At 34.8% G+C, this 19,689-nt stretch carries 15 protein-coding genes; 10 read left to right on the plus strand and 5 right to left on the minus strand.

Features of this window, described 5'->3' with window-relative positions:
• The first annotated feature begins 64 nt into the window (after window positions 1–64).
• From JNL75_05425 to JNL75_05470, 10 genes are all read left to right on the plus strand, one after another.
• Window positions 65–3,259, plus strand: a complete 3,195-nt coding sequence (locus JNL75_05425; GenBank protein MBL7789258.1) for a DUF2723 domain-containing protein — start codon at window positions 65–67, stop codon at window positions 3,257–3,259.
• A 13-nt stretch (window positions 3,260–3,272) separates the two neighbouring features.
• Entirely contained in the window at window positions 3,273–4,307 is a 1,035-nt protein-coding gene (gene lpxK / locus JNL75_05430; GenBank protein ID MBL7789259.1) for a tetraacyldisaccharide 4'-kinase, read from the plus strand.
• A 2-nt stretch (window positions 4,308–4,309) separates the two neighbouring features.
• Window positions 4,310–5,395, plus strand: a complete 1,086-nt coding sequence (locus tag JNL75_05435; GenBank protein ID MBL7789260.1) for a glycosyltransferase — start codon at window positions 4,310–4,312, stop codon at window positions 5,393–5,395.
• Window positions 5,388–6,509 carry a glycosyltransferase gene (locus JNL75_05440; GenBank protein MBL7789261.1) on the plus strand — a complete coding sequence of 374 codons (1,122 nt, stop codon included), beginning with the start codon at window positions 5,388–5,390 and terminating at the stop codon, window positions 6,507–6,509. Before JNL75_05435 ends, JNL75_05440 begins: the two co-directional genes overlap by 8 nt.
• A gap of 157 nt (window positions 6,510–6,666) precedes the next feature.
• Window positions 6,667–7,857: an NADP-dependent malic enzyme gene (locus tag JNL75_05445; GenBank protein MBL7789262.1), complete on the plus strand. Its 1,191-nt coding sequence runs from the start codon at window positions 6,667–6,669 to the stop codon at window positions 7,855–7,857.
• A 265-nt stretch (window positions 7,858–8,122) separates the two neighbouring features.
• On the plus strand, window positions 8,123–9,205 hold the full coding sequence (locus JNL75_05450) for a Glu/Leu/Phe/Val dehydrogenase (GenBank protein MBL7789263.1): 1,083 nt from the start codon (window positions 8,123–8,125) through the stop codon (window positions 9,203–9,205).
• A 3-nt stretch (window positions 9,206–9,208) separates the two neighbouring features.
• Window positions 9,209–10,141 (plus strand): transcription antitermination protein NusB, encoded by a 933-nt coding sequence (locus JNL75_05455; GenBank protein ID MBL7789264.1) that lies wholly within the window; start codon window positions 9,209–9,211, stop codon window positions 10,139–10,141.
• 110 nt (window positions 10,142–10,251) lie between these two features.
• Window positions 10,252–10,698 carry a hypothetical protein gene (locus JNL75_05460; GenBank protein MBL7789265.1) on the plus strand — a complete coding sequence of 149 codons (447 nt, stop codon included), beginning with the start codon at window positions 10,252–10,254 and terminating at the stop codon, window positions 10,696–10,698.
• Between the two features lie 173 nt (window positions 10,699–10,871).
• Window positions 10,872–11,429, plus strand: a complete 558-nt coding sequence (locus JNL75_05465; GenBank protein ID MBL7789266.1) for a hypothetical protein — start codon at window positions 10,872–10,874, stop codon at window positions 11,427–11,429.
• Between the two features lie 223 nt (window positions 11,430–11,652).
• Window positions 11,653–12,918 carry a glycosyltransferase family 1 protein gene (locus tag JNL75_05470; GenBank protein MBL7789267.1) on the plus strand — a complete coding sequence of 422 codons (1,266 nt, stop codon included), beginning with the start codon at window positions 11,653–11,655 and terminating at the stop codon, window positions 12,916–12,918.
• Window positions 12,919–13,219: 301 nt separating this feature from the next.
• Here JNL75_05470 and JNL75_05475 read toward each other — a convergent pair whose 3' ends face one another.
• The 5 genes from JNL75_05475 to JNL75_05495 form a co-directional block, all read right to left on the minus strand.
• Entirely contained in the window at window positions 13,220–14,482 is a 1,263-nt protein-coding gene (locus tag JNL75_05475) for a LysM peptidoglycan-binding domain-containing protein (protein MBL7789268.1), read from the minus strand.
• A 12-nt stretch (window positions 14,483–14,494) separates the two neighbouring features.
• Complete coding sequence (locus tag JNL75_05480) at window positions 14,495–14,788, minus strand: DUF721 domain-containing protein (GenBank protein ID MBL7789269.1); 294 nt, start codon at window positions 14,786–14,788, stop codon at window positions 14,495–14,497.
• Window positions 14,788–17,667: an outer membrane beta-barrel protein gene (locus JNL75_05485; GenBank protein MBL7789270.1), complete on the minus strand. Its 2,880-nt coding sequence runs from the start codon at window positions 17,665–17,667 to the stop codon at window positions 14,788–14,790. Before JNL75_05485 ends, JNL75_05480 begins: the two co-directional genes overlap by 1 nt.
• Before the next feature lie 244 nt (window positions 17,668–17,911).
• Window positions 17,912–18,496, minus strand: a complete 585-nt coding sequence (locus tag JNL75_05490; protein ID MBL7789271.1) for an SMI1/KNR4 family protein — start codon at window positions 18,494–18,496, stop codon at window positions 17,912–17,914.
• Window positions 18,497–18,861: 365 nt separating this feature from the next.
• The gene (locus tag JNL75_05495; protein ID MBL7789272.1) at window positions 18,862–19,521 is read right to left on the minus strand and encodes a DUF4145 domain-containing protein; all 660 of its coding nucleotides are present in this window, start codon (window positions 19,519–19,521) and stop codon (window positions 18,862–18,864) included.
• Window positions 19,522–19,689 lie beyond the last annotated feature (168 nt).

The following is a 19,689-nucleotide window of genomic DNA, read 5'->3' on the forward strand; positions in this document are numbered from 1 at the left end:
AAAATAAGCTTGGAAAACCTCATTTTTATATTTTTGCCATTCTCAGATAAACGAATAATTCAAAATGAATCAATTTAATCGATTAAACAAAATTTTAGGCTGGCTAGTATTTTTTATAGCGTTGGCTACCTATACCTTGACTATGGAAAAGACGGGAAGTCTTTGGGACTGTGGGGAATTTCTCAGCTGTACCCACAAACTCCAAGTGGCTCACCCACCAGGAGCACCTTTCTTCATGATTGTGGGTAAAATTTTCTCTCTATTTTCTTTTGGCGACCCATCCAAAGTGGCCATGTCTATCAATTTTCTTAGCGCACTTTCTACCGCATTTTGTTCCTTATTCTTCTTTTGGTCAGCGGTCATGCTGCTCAAGATGGTATTTATTAAAAAGAATGAAGACGTAGATACTACCAAAATGAATCTTATTTTGTTTGGCTCATTCATCGCAGCTATAGCTGCTACTTTCCTAGATTCCATGTGGTTCAATGCGCTAGAAGGAGAGGTTTATGCTTTCTCTGTATTTTTCATGGCATTTAACGTATGGGCTATCCTAAAATGGAATGAAGATGATAGTCCTAAAGCTGATTATTGGTTACTGTTAATAGGTGTATGCACTGGAATGAGTATAGGCGTTCACCTCTTATCACTTCTTGTATTTCCGATAATTACCCTTATTTTTTATTATAAAAGATTTAAGCCTACTGTGTTTGGTGCTCTCATTTCATTTGTAGTTTCAGTAGTACTGATACAAATAGTGATGAAAGGTATATTGAGTACCACCTCTCTATTCCTAGGAAAAATGGACCTACTTTTTGTCAATTCGTTTGGGTTGCCTTTTTATTCTGGAACTTTGGCAGGAATCATTTTTATTATTTTACTTTATGTGTATTTAATTCGTTTAACTTCTCAAAGAAGAAGTTTTAAATTTTGGAATGAAAATATAACCAAGATTCCATTAAATACAGTAATACTTTTCTTCGCCTTTTTATTAATGGGCTATACCAGTTATTTTATGGTAGTCATTCGTGCGAATGCGAATCTACCTATTAATATGAATGTACCAGATAATTTTTTAACTCTAAAATCATATATTGATCGCGAGCAGTATGGAGATAGACCATTATTATTTGGACCTCATTATTACGATGTGAATGAAGTAGAAGCCGTCGAAGATAAGAGTGATATTTATATAAAAAATCCACAAACTAAAAAGTATGAATTAGTAGGGACGAACAAAGCATATAAATATCCTTCCACAGTTAAAAAGTTTTTTCCTCGTGTAGGACACGAAGGAGATGACAAGAAAAATTATTATAGAGCTTGGATTGATCCTAAGTATGATATTATTGATAGAGCTACTGGAAACTCAGTTCAAACATTTAATAGAGGAGAATCTGAACAAGCAGAGCAAACAGCAGCTCAGATGAATGGTGCAGGGGGGCAACAATATATCGTGAAAGATAAAGTGAGTTTTTTTGATAATATAGCTTACATGGTTAAATATCAGATTGGATTTATGTATTTCCGCTATTTGATGTGGAATACGGCTGGTAGAGTTGATGATCATCAGGGCAGACCAACTAATGACTATGGTAGATGGACTTCGGGTCTTAATTTTGTAGATAATCTACCATTTATTGGAGATATATGGGGCAACGTGCAACTAGACCAGTCTGGAAGACCAAAAGAAGCGAAGACTAGCAGAGCTCACAATAGATTCTATATGATTCCATTCCTTCTTTGTATTTTAGGATTGTATTATAGTTTTAGAACAGATAAAAAATCATTTTCAATTATTCTACTACTTGTATTTGCTACTGGTATCATGCAGGTCATATTTCATAATGAGCCGCCTGTGGAGCCGCGAGAACGAGACTATGTTTATGCACCTTCGTATTGGGCATTCTTATTCTGGTTACCTTTTGGTATTATTTTTATTTACAACCTATTAATAGATAAGTTGTCTGCGAAGTTCTCTATGTTAGTATCCCTTTTGATAGGTCTTGCCGCTCCATTGCTAATGGGGACGCAAGGCTGGGATGACCATAATAGAGGAAATAGATCTACGACTTTAGCTTTCGCTAAAAATATGCTTGAAGCTTGTCCACCGAATGCTATTCTATTCTGCTATGGTGATAATGATACCTATCCATTATGGTATGCACAGGAGATTGAGAATATAAGACCCGATGTACGTGTCATCAATACCAGTTTAATTGAGGGTGATGCATATATTAGTCAATTGAGATTACCTATGAATGAGAGCAAAGCTGTCAAGCTCTCAATTCAACAAGATAAGATAAAAGGTGATAAGCGAACTTATTTCAGATCTAATCAGAATGCGGCTTTCTCTGATACTATGCCATTAAAAGATGTTATAGATTTTATGATGAGCGACGACCCAAATGCAAAGGTTTCATATAATCCAAATTATCCTGCTGAAAATTATATACCTACTACTAATGTTTATATTGATATTGATCCAGTTAAGGCTATTCAGTCAGGATTTTTAGTGCCCAAGGGTAAAGAAGCATCTGTACCTACAAGAGTTTATCTTCAACTGCCTTCTAGTATGTCTCGAGGTTCAATTCTACAATTGGATGTATTAGTTAATAATTTATACGATAGACCTGTATGTTTTGCTTCATCTAATCCATCAGTAGCAGGCTTGGGATTGAAAAATTATCTTATGAGCCAAGGTATGCTAGTTATGTTTTCACCGGTAGGTATGGCTGATGCTAACGGTCTAGAAGCCATGGATGCCGAAAGAATGTACAATCAAGTGTTTAAGTATGATTTCGGGAAAATAAAGGAAAATGATATTTTACTAGATGAACATACTTTGATCAGTTTTAATGGAGGTATGAAACCTGCTATAGCTAATCTAGCTATGTATTATGCGGTCAATAATAATCCTGAGAAGGTAGATAAATTGTTGAATCATTTATATACTAATATACCACCGAGTAAACTTCCTTATAGTTATATAGATTTGCCTGCTCTACAAGCTGCCACAATAGCGAAAAATCAAAAGTTCACAAAGCAGATTTCGGAGGGTATTTATAATACTTGTGTAGCTAATCTTGATTGGATGACAGGTTCAAATAATGCAAAAAAAGCCAAATTGGCACAGGAAGAATTAAGACTATATCTAAGCTCACTAAATGGTATGCAAGAAATACTAACCCGAAGCGGAGATACTACCATGAATGCTAAAATTCAACAAAAAATGAATCAGTACAACATGGTGCTGAATTGATTGTAAATAAATAATGAGAGGTCTTTCTCTTATATTGAAACCTCTATCGTGGGTATATGGTCTTATTTTAAGGATAAGGCATTTTCTTTACGATAGAGGTTTTTTCATGGCTAAAACTTATGATATCCCTATAATTAAAATAGGAAATTTAGCACTAGGAGGTACGGGTAAAACACCCTTTACTATTTTTTTAGCAAACTTGCTTTCTGAAAACTACGATGTTAATGTCATAAGTCGAGGATATAGCCGTAAAACCAAAGGACTCCATTATGTAAACAAAGGTGATACTGCTGAGAAGGTAGGAGACGAACCACTACTAATGCGACAGAAATTGAAATCAGGTACGGTAATTGTTTCAGAATCTCGTACAAGAGCTATTAACTTTATTTTAAGCAAAAATACAGAAAGACCTTTGTTTATCCTCGATGATGCTATTCAGCATAGGCAGCTAGGTTCTGGTTTCCAAATACTACTAACCAAGGTTGATAATTTATTTTATCAAGACTTTTTGTTACCGGTTGGTAATCTGCGAGATCTCACAACAAGAGCGAGATACGCTGATGTAATTGTAGTAACGCATACCACTGAACTAACGAATAGAGAGGAAATTGTATCGAATATCCATAAATATAGCAAGGCCTTGGTCGTATTTTCAGCAATTAACTATCAAATGTATCAAAACTATTTCTCTGGAGATATTATCAAAGAGGATACCAATAAAAATGCAGTAATAGTTTCAGCTTTAGCCTCCAATCATAGTTTTAAATCAGAGGTAGCTAAGTCCTATTCTATTGTTACTGAATATAATTATCGAGATCATTACTCGTATAAAAGCGAAGACGTTAAGAACTGGATAAAAAAAGCAATAGAAACGAAAGCTAAAATTATAACAACTGAGAAGGATGCAGTCAAGCTGAATAAATACAGAAAATTTTTTGAAGAAAACGAAGTTGATTTACTTGTGCTGCCGATAGAGATTTATCTTATCGATGAATCGAAAAATTTATTTATAGAAAGTTTAAACAAGCACTTAGATTCGTATAAATAAAAATGAAAACGCGAGTCATTATTTCTGTCACCAATGAGATTAGCTACGATCAGCGAATGTTAAAGACTGCTACAACATTGGTTAATAATGGCTTCACGGTACGAATTATAGGGCGTAATAAAGAGGAAAAGAATGATTATCCACCACAACCAGGTGATATAGAATTTCATCGTTTCTCACTTTTTTTTAATAAAGGTAAATTCTTTTATTTAGAATATAATTTGCGTTTGCTTTTCTATTTAATATTCAATTTTGCGGATATCTATTGCGCTGTGGATTTAGATACGATTCTCCCAAATTTATTAGTATCAAGACTAAAAGGCAAACCTCTGATTTATGATGCACATGAGTATTTCACCGAAGTACCAGAATTGCAGGGGAGAGGGCTCGAAAAAGCAATATGGAAATGGGTGGAGCGATTGGCCATTCCTTTATGCGATAAAATATATACTGTCTCAGATGGTATTGCCTCTTTGTTTTCAAAGGAGTACTTCAAGGAAGTTGAGGTTATCCAAAATTTACCTAGAAAATTTACAAGAGATACCCAGTCGCGTAAGGAAAATATTATATTATATCAAGGTGATTTGAATGAAGGTAGGGGATTAGAATTAGCTATAAAAGCGATGGATAGCCTTGAGAATTATACCTTATGGATAGCTGGTGGAGGTTATTTTGAGTTTGAATTGAAGTCTTTAGCTCTAAAAAATAGACATCCTGAGCGTATTATTTTTCTTGGTAAGTTGTCGCCGATGGATTTAAAGAATAAAACACTATCCGCTAAATTTGGTTTAAATTTACTGGAAAACAAGGGCTTAAACTATTATAATTCTCTTGCCAATAAATTTTTTGATTACCTACAATCAGGAGTCATTCCTATATCAATGAATTTCCCAGAGTATAGTGCCCTCAATGAGCGATACCATTGTGCTTTGCTGATAGATAGTCTCGATATACATCAGTTTATAAATACCCTAGAGCTTGCGGAAAAAAACTATCCGAATTTGCTGAAAAATGTCGATATTGCAGCCTCTTTTCTCACATGGGAAAGCGAAGAAGAAAAACTGTGTTCTATTTATAAAAATGTCTAAGCATATACATATCATATCATTTGATATACCTTACCCACCTATTTATGGCGGTATTATAGATGTTTTTTATAAAATAAAATCTTTACACAGTCTGGGTTATAAAATTACCTTGCATTGCTATCAGTACAATTCAAAGGATGAACAGACTGTTCTGAATCAATATTGTGATAAGGTTTATTATTATCAACGAAAGAAGATATACAAAGTCTTCTTTAGTATGGTGCCCTATATTATTAGTTCAAGGTCATCAGACGAGTTATTATCAAATCTAATGGAAGACAAAGACCCTATTATTTTTGAAGGGTTACATACCTGCTTCTATCTAGCGCATCCTCAGCTACGAGATAGAAACAAAATAGTATGGATGCACAATATCGAATGGGATTATTATAAAAATCTTAGCAAAGCGGATAAAAGCTTTATACATAAAATTCACTTTAACGTAGAGAGCAAGAAACTGAAGCAATTTGAGAAGTATTTGAGCTCTGCACAGACTATATTCAGTGTCAATCAGTCGGATGCAGAGTATATGAAACAATATTGTGAAAATTCTATCTTCATTCCACCATTTCACTTAAATGAAAAAGTAAGCACAAAGCCAGGAACTGGAGACTATATTCTCTATCACGGAAGTCTAGATGTGGTAGAAAATCATCAAGCGGCTGTATATCTTATTAAATCTGTGTTTTCCAAGATGGACAAAAATGTCATCATTGCTGGGAAAGAACCTAAGTCAAGCTTGGTTGATTTAATTAAAACGCACCCAAATGTAAAATTGAAAGCTAATCTACCTCAAAGTGAATTGGACGAATTGATAGAAAATGCACAATGTAATGTGCTATTTACTTTTCAAGCAACAGGCTTGAAACATAAACTCATCAATGCACTTTATAAAGGAAGATTTATCATAGCTAACGATAAGATGGTTTTGAATTCGGGGCTTGATAAACTATGTCATATAGCGAATACCGCAGAAGAAATTTTACAAAAAATAAATGAGTGCTGGGGTAAAGAGAAAACGAAAGAGCGCATCGCGCAAAGAGAGAAAGTCTTGCTTGAAAACTATTCTAATGAGCAAAATGCTAAGTTGATGATACCATATTTGATGTTATAATTTGAAAATGAGTCAATTTGAAAATTTTGAAATGATTTTTTCTTTGTATTCTCTGCGACTCTGTTGTTGAGAAAAAGAAGGAATAAACAAATTATATGAATTTGAAAAATAAATAGGTTTAGTAAATAAATTAATTCGTGAATTCGTGGCAACTAACATGGAAAAGAAAAGAAATTATTTTGAAGAATCGGTAGCTCTGCACAGAAAATTAAAAGGAAAATTATCTGTGACAGCTAAGTCGGAGATTCATTCTATGGAGGATTTGGCAGTGGTTTATTCACCAGGTGTGGCGCAACCTTGCATTGAAATATCTCGTGATGTAGCACTAGCGAAAGAATTGACTATAAAAGCGAATACCGTGGCTATCGTCTCCGATGGTAGTGCCGTCTTAGGATTAGGAAATATCGGTGCTGAGGCAGCTATACCAGTTATGGAAGGTAAAGCTATTTTATTTAAAGAATTTGCAGGTATCGATGCCTTTCCTATTTGCATTCGCACACAGGATACAGCCGAAATTATCCAAACTATAAAAAACATATCACCCGTTTTTGGAGGAATAAATTTAGAAGATATCCAAGCTCCTAAATGTTTCGAGATAGAAGATGCATTGCAGACTTTAGGTATTCCCGTTTTTCATGATGATCAGCATGGTACAGCTATTGTGCTTTTGGCAGCTCTCATCAATGCATGTAAAGTCACCAATAAAAAACTAAGTGAACTGAAAATCGTAATCAATGGTTCCGGTGCTGCTGGTGTGGCTATTTTGAAGTTATTGAAGTGTATCGATTATGATAAAACTTATTGTACTCCAGTTCGCGATGTCATCATGTGCGATACCCTTGGTATTATCAGTAGAGACCGAAAAGACCTCAATACTTCTAAAAAAGAATTATTGAAATTCTCCAATATAAATAATATGAATGGCACAGTCAAAGATGCCATCGTAGGTGCTGATGTGTTTATTGGAGTCAGTTCTGGCAATTTATTGACAGCTGAGGATATTCAGACAATGTATAAGGATCCTATCGTATTTGCTATGGCGAATCCGATTCCTGAAATAATGCCTGAAGAAGCTTATAAAGGTGGGGCAGCCATTGTAGGAACAGGTCGGAGCGATTTACCGAATCAAGTGAATAATGTCCTAGCCTTTCCTGGAATATTCAAAGGTGCATTAAGGACAAAGGCCAATAGAATAACCAATGAAATGAAAATAGCTGCAGCGCTGGCTTTGAGTGAAATGGTTGCGAATCCGAGTAAAGAAAATTTATTGCCAAATGCGCTTGATAAGAATGTACCAGAAATTATAGCTAAGGCTGTAGAAGAAGCATGGGAGAAGCAGTTTAGTTGAATGTGGAAAGTGGAAAGTGGAAAGTGGAAAGTGGAAAGGTAAAAGGTAAAAGGAAAAAGTTGAAAGTGGAATGTAAAAAGTAGAATTTAAAAAGTAAAAATCGGTAAGTATAAAAAGTGAAGAATGATTATGAAATTTATTCCTATAGCTGCAATCAATTAAACTTTTTAAATCTAAACCCCTTAACATGCCAATTTAAACACTCAATCTGTTTATAAACAAAATCAAACATTTAAAATTTAAAATTAAGCATTAAACATTACAAATGGAGTTAACTTCAAATCTTTTTTCAGTCCTCAGCGAAATGGAACATGAGCAGATTGTTCATTGCTATGACAAAGAAACTGGCTTGCGTGCCATTATCGCTATCCATAATACAGCATTGGGTCCATCATTGGGAGGAACCCGAGTTTGGAAGTATAGTAATGAAGCTGACGCGCTTCAGGACGTTCTTCGGCTCTCCAGAGGCATGACATTCAAGTCTTCTATCAGTGGTATCAATCTAGGAGGTGGCAAGGCCGTCATTCTAGCAGATGATAACTTTAAGCGCGATGAACGCTACTGGAGAAAATACGGTGAGTTTGTGAACAGCCTTGGTGGAAAATATATCACCGCAGAAGATGTCGGCACCTCGACCAAGGAAATAGAATATATCGCTAAAGAGACCAAGCATGTGGCAGGTAAACCTTTTCACCTCGGTGGTAGTGGAGATCCGAGTCCATTTACAGCTTATGGTGTGTATGTGTCTATGAAAGCATCTTGGAAAAAATTGACTGGGAATGATTCGCTTACGGGTGTCAAAGTTGCAGTGCAAGGCACTGGGCACGTAGGACAATATTTGATAGATCATTTGATGAGTGAAAACGCGGTCGTATCTATTGCTGATATTAATCAAGCTAATTTAGAATTGGTTACTAACAAGTACAATACTGTACAAGTGGTAGCGCCTAATGATATAGCGACTTCTGAGGTCGATATTTATTCTCCATGTGCACTCGGTGCTACGCTCAATCCTACATCTATTCCATTGCTAAAATGTAAAGTCGTATGTGGTGCAGCCAATAATCAGTTGAAAGATGAAATTGTAGATGGCAACGCTATTATGCAGCGAGGTATTTTATACGCACCAGATTTTCTCATCAATGCTGGTGGAGTTATTAACTGCTACACGGAAGCGATAGGAGACTATAGCAAAGAAAAAACGATGCAGTTTATCGAGCCTATTTATAATAAGGTCATAGAAATATTTGAAAAATCTGCTAATGATAATATCAATCCACAATTGGCTGCAATGGCTATAGCGAAAGAAAGAATAGCGAATGCGAAACCTAAATCTATGGCGAGTTAATTTATGATCAGTAGAAGAAGTATTCGCATCAAGGTACTGCAGGCTATCTATAGTCAGCTATTATTACAAAATGAAGATGCCGCCGCAGCCCAAGAGGTTTATGATAAGAGCATCGAAGATGTCATAGAAGTGAATCTAGTATATCTCTTGTATTTCTATGAGACGTTTAAATATATCGAGGAATATTCTAAGCAGAAAAGCCAGATGCATTTATTATCTGAGGAAGAAAAAAAGGTCAATACCAGTCTTTTGGACTCCGAATTGTTCATATATTTAAAGGATAATGAGCAGTTTCACAAATTGGTGAAGAAATATAAGCTGGGACAGTATATTCAGTCAGAGTATGTGCGTAAATTATTTAATGAGCTCCTAGCTACACAGGAATATAAGGAATTTACACTTAAGCGTAAACCTCAGACAGAGTATAATCTCTACAATGCTTTTTTCAAGAAAATACTTTTCAAGAACGAAGACTTGATTGATTATTTAGAGTCCTATTATGCCAATATCGATGAAGATGCAGACCTGGTTCATTTTACGCTTAAGCGCACTATTAAATCAGTCATAGAAGGCAAGCCACTAGAAATATCCTATGGTATCAATGAAATGAAAGAACTCAAAGAATTTGCCTATAATCTGATAAAAGTAACCTTAGAACAGCATCAGGAGTATATGAAACTTATCAAGCCTAAGCTGAAAGGCTGGGATGCGGAGCGTATTCCGATTCTCGATATGACGATTATCAAAATGGCTATCAGTGAAATGCTTCATTTTCCTACCATTCCGCTCAAAGTCAGTGTGAATGAGTATATAGACCTCACAAAACTCTTCTGTTCGGAAAAAAGCAAAGACTTCGTCAATGGTATCATGGATAGAATCATGCGAGACTTGCAGTTTCAAGGGAAGATATTGAAGACGGGGAGAGGGCTGGAGTAGTTTTTAATTATTTTCTCTGATAACAAAATAGGAAATTTTGATACCTATTATGTTATTTAAAACTAATGATAGTAAATCTTAGGTTTGGTCATACTTAAAAATATTATGAATTGAATATTGAATTTAAAGTTAATGCCTTAAACTTTGATAGATTAATAGAAGAAAACTTTTCTTTACATTATGATTTTCTTCTTGGCGATATTCAAATTAGACATGGTTTAGAAATACTTAATATCAATTTCAACATACCCTTACTTGATTTTGCAAATGGAATATCAATAATTATGAACGAATTGAATAGTAGGAAGGAGGCTAGATATGAGTTTGATTTTACAGAAGGTGAAGGCTTATTAATTTTTACTAAGAATGGAAATGACTTGTCCATATTTCTAGATTACGATGAATCTTTTTTAAATGTGAACTTTATTATATTTTTATATGCAGTTTACGATTTTAATAAAAAGCTCATTGATTTTATTGAAAAGAATGTGGAGGTCAATAGATTCAGGGAGTTAGGTGATTTATTGGATAATTTGATTATTGGTGATAAATTATAAAATAGATTACTATGTCAAATATTAAAAACTTTCTCTTATAGCTGAGTCTCTTAGCAGGAGATTCAGAGTGAGGTTAATTAGAAATTTACTATCGCCGAACAAAGGTAAAATCTGCTAGTATAAGTAATATTTACAAAATAAAAGCTATATTTGTAATGCATTGAGTGAAGATAATGAAATCAGAGATTTTGATACACGGCGACGTATTTGTGAGACTTCGTCGAACAGTGAAATTCGTTGTTGAAATAAATGATTTTTGTATTAAATTCATTTTGGGGGTAGTTACTTTTCTTTATTTTGGCTGTTACTTCCCGCTTACGGATTATCCGAGACCTCCTAGTTCAATAGATTATTCAAGGAAGAATAAATTATTACTTGCCATATTTAAACCAAGTAAAGATTCTATTAAGATAAATAATAATATATTCTATTTTGGAGAATGCTGGGCGAGCTATAACTTTACAAATTCTATGTATGATTCTATAGACTATAAAACGTATCAACTTATTGTGAAAATGTATAAAAAAAATAATTTAAGTTTAAGTCCCAAGGATTATATGTTTTTAATAGATAACGTTGAATACTGTAATTCGACTGTAGATTATAAGGGTACGAATTCGGATAATTTTCATTTTAGTTTTGATTCTAAAATACAACCTTCTCCTCCAGATACTTTAACTATATTAGTATCTGCAAGGGATACGATTTTCCTAACAAAACAAGTAAAATAATTATCATATGAAAAAACACTCGCACTCCTACGTTAATCAATCGCTCTAATAGAAAGAGGATAAATTAAATTATGTTCCATTCTCAGAATGGTATAAAAAATCCAATGCATTTCATTTCTATAATCTTAATTTTGAGGTAAAATGAGTCCTCGATAGCTATCGGGAGACGAAGTGGCGTTGGTTGCCATATTACAATAGCCCACAAACTGATAGACAACAATAAATGAACATAGGAATATTTACATACGGAACAAGAGGTGACTTACAACCATATGTTGCGTTGGCTCTTGGACTTATGGTCAAAGGACATAAGGTAACACTCTCTGCAACGGAGGATTTTAAAGACTTTGTTGAAGGATTTGGAGTTGCATTTCAGCCACTTTGGGGAAATGCAGAAACGATGATGAACTCAAAAGAAGGAAAAAGCATATTGCAGACAGAAAACTCAATAAAACTAATGAAGTATTATTTCAAAGTACTTCACGACAATAGAAAACCTTTGAGAAAAAGCTATTTTGAGGCTATTTCGAAAGTTGATTTTATCATTGCAAACTCAATGACACTTCCAATTGTAAGTGCTATTGCTGAAAAACAGAATAAGAAAGTGGCATTAACTTATTTTATGCCACCAGTAGTTCCAACGGCTGAATTTCCATTAGGCGATTTTGACTTTTTCAACTTTTCTTGGTACAACAAACTTACGTACAAAATTGCACAAGCTTTCTTTTGGAAATTCATAAAACAAGATACAAACGAGTATAGAAAAGAACTTTGTTTGCCTGAATTAAAAGAGAGTTTGGTAACATATCTTGACAAACAAAAAATTTTGGACTTATACTGTTTAAGTCAGTCATTAATTCCACAACCAAAAGATTGGGAAAGCCACCATAAAATCACAGGGTTTATAAATATTCCAAAACAAAAGAGAGACACACATTTTGCAGACCAAACGCCGACAAAACTTGTGGATTGGCTATCTAATGGCGAAAAACCAGTCTATATTGGTTTCGGAAGTAATGGAGTTGGAAATACAGAAAAGTTTTCTAAAATCTTGACACAAATTTTAGAGAAAACCAATGAACGGATTTTGTTTTGTACAGGTTGGTCGCTGTTTGACCATTTACCAGAACATAAAAATTTATTTGTAACCAAATATGTCAATCACGAAACGATTTTACCACTGTGCAAACTAGGAGTATTTCATGGTGGAGCAGGAACTTTGGCAACAATGTTAAGACACAATTTACCTGTAATCATTGTTTCGTTTTATACAGATCAACCCACTTGGGGAAAAATAGCAGAGCGCAAGAAATTAGGAGTTCATATACCCGTAAAAACTTTATCGGCTGACAACCTAATTTCAGCTATTCAAGAAGTACAAGCAGACGAGATTAAAAATAATGTTAAGACAGTTGGACAACAAATCAGAGACGAAAACGGACTTGACAATGCCATAACTGAAATTGAAAAATACTTTAGTGATAAATAAGATACGGCACATTACACGTTTTCTATGTTAAGCAGTCGCTCGAATAGAAGGAGGATAAATTAATTATTTCCTAATCTTAAAATTATACCACAAAGGATCCAAGTCATTTCATTCCTATAAGTTTATTTTTGAGATAAAATGAGTCCTCGATAGCTATCGGGACGCTACTCTTCATTGGACTAAGTACAATTCACTACGGCATTTATCATTCTATACAAATAATACAGATTGGACCATTTTATATGTAATATGGTATATTATGTGACGGGACAAGCAGGAAAGAGTTCTAAGGAATATATTCCTATCTACACAACCTTGCCCTGATAGATAGTGCTCGATGAAATCTTTCTTTCTCGGAGGCTCTTAGGTATTCACAGCCTAGGTCATCGTTTCCATTTAATACATAAGAATGTCCTATTCTAAAATTGATTTCAGGAGCTAATCGATGCTTTTTGGCAGCTAATTTGCTATAATATTCTATCGCGGGTACGAAATCATTATCAGCATAATGCAGTGAGCCTAGATTGTAGGTGATAAAGTCTCTACCTGGTCGCATCATATCTACTTTTTTATAAAGTTCTTTGGCATAGGGGATATGATTATCGATCTGACCCATAGCAGCACGCACGATAATTGCCGATTCACAGTTTGGATTTAAACCTAGTGCCTCATCGGTAAATATGATTGATTTCTCATAATTTTCTAACCAATAGTAAAGGACGCTTCTCAAGCCGAAAAGAAAGTCATTATTAGGATTAGCCTTATTTAATTTTGCTAAAAGGTTAAATGCGTTAGATAAAAAGACGGCATCGGTATTGATCTTTTTTTCATTGAGTTCGGAGCCTACATAAAAGACCTCTTCATAGAGCGAATCTAGCCATATTTGCTTATCTACCGAAGAGTCTGCTCCATTTTTTACCAAATGATAAATGAGCCTAGTCATGATATCACTATCATCATCGGGATAAGGAAAGGAGTCGTAGCTTACTGCGAGGTCTTGCTCTTCATAAATAGAGGATATTCTGTCATCTAAGGTGGCATTAAACGCCTTGACTAGTTCGAACTCTGCAGTATCTCTCACTTCTATGAGATTGTATTTATACAAGTCACCATTTAAATAAATAATCTGACGACTATATTGGGATTCTGCGTTCAAGGTTACTTGAATATTAATATCTTCATCGACAGGTAAGGCTTCACCTCTACTCAAATGGGGATTGATTAATAGTAAATCATAAACAGTGACTCCGTATTTCCGGGATATCGAATACAAAGATTCTCCTTTGACTATGCGATGCTGAATCGTTTTTATAATTTTACCTACACTGCCACTCGCATTATAGTTTTTATCTGGCACTATTAAAATAGAATGCTCCATAAGTCTGAAGTTGGAGGTATCCATTTTATTAATCTTTAAAATCTGTAGAGGGGTTACACCATAGATTCTAGCTATTTTATAGATATTATCTCTATCTGTGACGATATGAACGTAGGTCTGAGCGCTAATTTTAAGTGTAAGAAAACTGAATATCAATAAAAAGCTATAGTGTCGACGGATAATCATAAAGGAGTAAACTCAAGTAAAGATAATCTCTTTTACACAATCTTCGCCTAAATAATTATTGATTTTATCTATTAGCAAGTTACTATCGTGGTAGAGCATTTCTTTCAAGGAAGAATTATTTATCTTGAGAAAAATCTTAGGTAACTTGGCATCTATTCGTGTGGTATGATGGTAAATCGTATTACCCACAATCTCCTGCCAGTTTTCTGTAACTTTGATATTGAGAGATTTATCTTTGAAATGATTTTTATCTAACCATTGATCAAAGCTATCAGAAACCTTTATAATCTCCTTGTTTCGCTTCATTAATCAGATTTCGGCATCATCATTTGCATAAATCCTCCGGCTTTTTTATCCGGGTCTGTCCCTTGAAATTTCTTAAAGGAATAAGTCAGTGTGAAAAGACCATAGCGATTCATCGCATTGATACGGGAATCTACTATGGTATTGTTCGTAATTGTTCTGCTAATGTTTTGGTTCTGGTTAAAGATATCGAAAACTGTGATTTTAGCTTCTAACTGCCGATTCTTTAGAAATTTATAGGCAAGACTAGAACCCAATAAAAAGATATGCTGATTGATAGCAGCATCTATCTGACTATTATAGTTATAGCTAAAATCATAACTCCACACAAAGTTTTTAAACAAGGTCAAGCGAACATTATTACCTACAGTATGTATCCAGTAGTTATTATTGGGTAGTCCGTCTAAGCTGAATGTGTTGATAAAATACTTGGGATTATAACTCAATGAAAAATCTACGTCCGGGCTCACATTGCTGGATAGCATAGATCCTAGAGAAAACATATTGGTACGAGTCATGTTCTCTCTGAGATTAACTATGGAAGGGTTTTGAGAGTAGGTGTAATTCCCATTGATACTGAAATTAGATTTTAAAGGCTTGATAGGGAAGGTGTAATTAGCAAATAGAAAACCAGTAAAGGCATGATCCATATTTACAAATTTGTTGTAGGTAATTCCCCTTCTCAAGGCAATGTTATCTATCATAGTGTCTTGCACGGCAGTGAAGGTATAGTTAGATATTCTATTAAATGTATAGTTCAAATTGGAAACAAATATTAAAAATGTCCCTTTCACTATATTGGGTTTCATATAATGAAAAAAGAGATTATGGCTATATTCATTGGTTAGGTTATCATTTCCTCTATAGATAGATACTGGATTGGATAAGTCTAAAACTGGCTGAATCTGTGTGACTGAAGGCACATTCATACTGGTATTATAGGTCAAACGCAATCGATTCATAGGTTTAGAATTGAACTGAATATTAAAATATGGCAATACTCCGAAGAAATTTCTTTCAAGTGTACTAGCTCCTGGGAATCGCTCTCTGCCAATAAAGTTTATATTTTGCACATTGGTTCCAAACATAATTCTCAATTTGCTAAATTGAAGTCTATAACTCAATCCTCCGATATTGTAAAAGAGGTTATTGGTAAAATTATTGGATAAGCTATCCGCTATCACTGGAGTAGGATTTGCCGAGCTGAAAGCACTCACTTCTCTATCATTTCTTCTATTGCTAAAAGAGGGACTATAGTTGATCAACCATTGTCCATACTTTCCACTAGGTTCTGTATAGGTTAGAATATTGGTAAAAGTAGAATTCCACTGTCTCGTGACATAATCTAGCCCGAATGCATTCGAAATCCCTCCACGCTCAGTGATGATATTTTGAACAGAGTTACCATTTTGTGAATTGACATCTACGATGGAATTGAGTGAAAATGTGCGTCCTTTTTTATCGAAGGCAAATTTGTATAAGAAGTTAGTATTAAAATCTATAGATCTACTATTCGAGTTTGATTGATTGATATTTCTCAGGCTACCTCTAGCGATTTCGAAAAAGTTTTGCAACTCCGTTTGAAAGACTCCATTATTATCACCAAAATTGAGTTTATTAGTCCATATATAACTATTTCTACGGTCTAGTTTGCCATCGATTCTAGATGTAAATCTATGTTTATAGGCTTGATCGGTGTTAACTTCATTTTGATTGGTAGATAAGGTATTGAGTGTATCTAGTAAATTTTTTTGACTGGTTTGACCCAGGGTTAGATTATCCGTTCTGTTGCCAAAATAGCTCATACTCACTGTAGTGTTTTTATTTTTCCCCCACTTATCATTATAATTAAGCCCAAAGGAATAGGCGTCGTTGACTCCATCTCTATTCGATACGGTAAAATTGGACATAGGGCCTCCAAAACCACCTCTACGACCTCCAGCACCCGATACACTCATCCCAAAGCTCATTCCGCGCATCATGTTCGCACCGCCCATGCCGCCCATATTGCTAGAGCCTGTCATGGCACCTACTATTTCTGAAGTAGAGAAATTGAGATTATTGATATTATTGGCTAAACCCAAAATAGATACTCTCTTAGAGCCATTATAGTAGTTATAGTTTCCGCCAGCTTGATAGCGATCTGAGGTTCCATAGCCGGCATAGGCTTTCCCGAAATAACCTTTATTCATACCTGGCTTGGTCTTGAGGTTCATTGTCTTCGTGGTATTGCCATCGTTGAACCCTGTAAACGCATTTCTATCGTTCATAGCATCGAAGATTTCTACCTTATCTACGGTCTCGGCAGGTAGGTTTTTAAGAGCGATATTCGCATCTTCGCCGAAAAACTCTTGACCATCTACCAATACCTTTTGAACTTTTTCGCCATAGGCTTTTACCTCGCCTCCATCTTTGGTTATTCCAGGCATTTTGGTCACGAGGTCTTCTACATTGGCATCTTTGTGGGTTTTAAAAGCTTTAGCATCATATATGACGGTATCGTCTTTAATAGTAGCACGCGCGCGTGTACCTTCTACCTCTACTTCTTTGAGCTGGCTTGCAGTTGGTTCCAGACTGATATTGACTTTGAGTGGTAACTTGCTCACAGCATAAATTTCCTGAAATTCTGTATATCCCACCATTCGAGTTGTTAGAGTAAATTCTTCTCCTTTGAATTTTAAATCATCAAACCTGAATTGACCTTTTTCATTCGTATATGTCGAAGCTAAAGGGGCAGCCTTTTTTTGTTCCATGATGACTACGAGGACGCGTTCCAAAGCCTGACCGCTTTTACTATCTTTGATACTACCACTAATGATTTGTGCCTGGACAGCATTCACCAGACCTAGACTCAATAAAATAAGGCAAAATTTCTTGTACATACAATTATTTTAAAACTTACAAAGTTAGAACAATCCTTTACTCCAAAGCGTTATATTAGTTTAAATTTACCACTCCAAGGTGGCCGAACTTTGGGGAAGCAGACAGGATGTTAATTGGAGACCAAAGGAAGGAGCGGCTTAACCAGACTATTTTTATACAAATATACAATGTTCAATACCATCCTGCCATTTATTTTAACGCCGACCCCCGCTCTTTTAGAATACTGCCAGATATGCGTCGTTATTAATTTTGATATCTTGTGTTCAATTTTGTTGTTATAAAAATGTAGCTCCGTTCTTTATCGCCTTCCATGAGTTCTTTGAAATTTGCACAGTATTCAATTTTGTCGTCTAGATTTTCATGGTCAAGAAACATGATTTTATATTCATTTTCGTGTTTTGGTTCTGTTGCATCAAAACATAAAAAACCTATATCTTGAAAACTTGCAAAGCATATTAGTTTTTTGTTCACTAGATATCTTGGCTCATAAATGTTAAGCATAAAATCTTCAAGAGTTTCTTGATATGTATTAGGTAAATGTTTCGGGAAACTTACTGCGAAATCATCAATTTGAAGTTCAACGAAATGTTTGTACTTTAGAAATTCACGATAAGATTTTGGAAGATTTAGTTTGAGTTTTCCTTCTAGTTCGTTTAGGCTATCATCAGTGACAACGCTTTTAATGGGTTTCCATGTTTTGTATTCCTTTCTTGGGTCGTAATCTTCCAAGTACATTTCTTGTGGTATTTTTACGCATGTTTGCATTAGGTATTCTTCTTCTACCATTTTTGCAAAACTTTTATCAAGTATTTCAGTTAGCCATCTCATGTCTTCAGTTCGCTAATAATGACGCATATCGACTCGCGCGGCTTTGCGAAGGCACAAATTGCATAGCATTGAGCGTTGGCTTGTGCTTTTGCCAAACTGCCTGTTATCACTAGTTTTTTATTCACAAATTAAATGTTTTTTATATGATAGAAGTTAAAGAATTGATTATTACTGACCTTGTTTTGGCAGGGAAAGGGGTTGCTCCACATAGCCCTTTTCGTAAGGTTTTGGAAGTTTACACTAACGACGGAGTTTGTTTGGCTAGGCACGACAACTTTGGAAATTTTAGTTCAGAGGATTTGTTTGAGTTTGGAAAATTTTGTTTAGAAAATAAAGACCTTACAATAGATAAAATTTATGAAAAATTAAGAATCTCTTTTTTCAATGTTTTCTTTGTCCTTTTGAGGCAAAAGAAGCTCATATCCTTCATCTATGCTTTTAGGAATGGTTATGAAATGGTTTGCAATAATGTTAATATACTTAAATAAAACAAATGCAACATCTAGTTTATCATCGAAATCTATTTGTCCTGGGTGGACAGCATTGTTTCCAACAACACGAATGGTATCCAGTGCCTTTTGTATGGTTGCTGGAAGCCCTTTCTTTACTAAACTTGCAATATCGTCATTTATGTTTTTACCTTTTTCTCCAAGCTCTATGCATAGTTTTTGAAGTGCTAGTCTTAATAAGGCGCTTGCTCCACGAGGAGATAGATTTACAATTTTTTTTGCCTCGTTATATAAAAGTACAATATCTTCTGATAAGTCAGAATTTGGCTGTTCTACGTTTCCTGATATTGGATAAATCATTTCTTTATTTAACCAAAGAGAGAAGTTTTCACAATAACTACATTGCGCGCTATTTAACCCATACAACCTATATGCAGAATTTTCCCAACTACCATTCGCTTTTTTATATTGGTACGTTGATACCGATTCAATTGACCAAATTTGTTCGGCATAAGTTCCACAGTTTGGACAGTGAAATTTATCTTCTTCAAATTTTGCGGGTGTGTAGTTTGACATATGTGTTAAGTTCGATAAAAATTAGTGATAACGCCAGTTCGTCTAAAAACTAACATTTAGACAAATATAAGGTTTTAGAACTTAAATACATAGCGTTTATTGAGTTCAAATTTTGAGTTATGTTAGATTTGAAGTTTTGTGATGAAAAATTAGAAGACGTAGAATGGA

This window comes from Chitinophagales bacterium (assembly GCA_016787225.1).
Classification (GTDB): Bacteria; Bacteroidota; Bacteroidia; order Chitinophagales; family JADJOU01; genus CHPMRC01.